The organism is Micromonospora sp. M51 (genome assembly GCF_018070305.1).
Taxonomy (GTDB): Bacteria; Actinomycetota; Actinomycetes; order Mycobacteriales; family Micromonosporaceae; genus Micromonospora; species Micromonospora parva.
The window spans coordinates 1-1,480 of the sequence record NZ_JAGPXZ010001084.1 but is presented as its reverse complement, the minus strand read 5'-3'; the positions used below and the strand labels follow the sequence as shown (position 1 = coordinate 1,480).

1 protein-coding gene and 1 pseudogene are annotated in these 1,480 nt (G+C 68.3%); one reads left to right on the top strand and one right to left on the bottom strand.

Going from position 1 to position 1,480, the window contains the following annotated elements; all coding sequences use genetic code 11:
- Positions 1-23: 23 nt before the first annotated feature.
- Entirely contained in the window at positions 24-803 is a 780-nt protein-coding gene (locus KBX53_RS32670; protein WP_030331333.1) for a D-Ala-D-Ala carboxypeptidase family metallohydrolase, read from the bottom strand.
- Between the two features lie 303 nt (positions 804-1,106).
- Between KBX53_RS32670 and KBX53_RS32665 the strand changes: the two are divergent.
- Positions 1,107-1,480 (top strand): annotated as a pseudogene (locus KBX53_RS32665) (hypothetical protein); the annotation flags it as partial.

Genomic DNA, 1,480 nt, shown 5'->3' with positions numbered 1-1,480 from the left:
CCCCGCCGCTCTGGGCGGGCGACTCAGTTACCGACCCCGCAGTCCGGGGCGGACCAGCTCGTGGTGTTCGAGCTGCGGTCGCTGTTGTTCTCCCGACGCGAGTCGACGTGCACGTGGTCGTCGTGGTCGGGGTAGCCCGGTCCGTAGAGCCCACTGAATCCGTTGTTGCGGGCGTTGCGGGCGATCTGGCACAGCGAGGACGTCCGTGAGGTCACGTCGGCCGCGTTGCCGTACAGGTGTTGACTGTCGGACGCGCCACCGACCTGGTTGTTGCAGGCGCGACTGCGGAAGCCGCTGGACACGTAGAGCGGCTTGTCGCCGAGGCCCTTGCGCAGCGCCTCCAGCTTCCACATGGTGCGCAGCGCGTTCTGCTTGGTCTGGCTCGCCGACAGCGGTCCGCCGCTCCACCCGCTCCCGCCGCACCCGTTGTCCAGCTCGCTGTAGCTGAAGTGCGCGGGCGTGCAGTCGTTGTCCTGGAGTTGGTACAGCTTGGCGAAGGTCTGCGGGCCGGCGATGCCGTCGGCGCGCAGCCCGTACGCCTGCTGGAACCGCTTGACCGCGGCGGCGGTCTTGGGCCCGTAGCGGCCGTCGTTCTCCACGATGTCCCGGTAGCCGGCCCACCCGGCGACCCGGATCTGCAACTGCCGGACGTCGTTGCCGGAGCGGCCCTGGGTCAGGGTGCGGTTCCAGGTGTAACAGCCGTCCGCGTGCGCCGCCGGTGCGGCGACCACCGTGGCGATTGCGGCCCCGGGCAGTGCCAGGGCGAATGCGACGGCGGCACGCTTCAAGGTGTTTACGCGCACAGAAGTCCTCCCGATAGGAGAGCGAATGGGGTGGCTCCGGGACATCGACCGAGAAGTCCCGTGATTTCCACCCTCGCACTGATCCGTGCCGTTGGCGGCGATTAACGAGAATCGTGCTCACAATCCGCTGTCCCTGGGTATTGCCTGGGAATTCAGCTGATTTGCGAAACAGCCATTTCCCACCGATCGGCCTTTCTGCGGCCAAGCACACCGAACGTCGCGTTCCGCCACACCGAGGGTGATGTTCCCAGGGTGGCGGCGGCCGGTAACGTCAGCCCGGGCGGCGGACTGGCGGAGGTGCGCGTGGCACGCGGTGGCGTCTTCTGTGTCGAGGGTCAGTGGCACCGGGACCTCAACGAGCGGGGCTCGGTGCTGCCCACCCTGGAGCTGCTGGAGCGGCTGGGCAAGATCCGCTTCATCCACAAGGACGCGGCCACCCGCGACGAGCTGTTCTACTTCCTGGACCGCTGGCTGCTCAAGCAGTACGCCGACCACCGGGTCGGCTTCTTCGCCATGCACGGCGAGCCGAGCCGGCTCTGCCTCACCGACTGGCAGTCGGTCGAGTTGAACGAGGTGGCCGAGCTGATGGCCGGCCGCGCCGAGGGCCGGCGACTCTATTTCGGCAGCTGCTCGGTGCTGCGCGCCTCGGACGCGGTGCTGCGCGAGTTCCTGGAGGT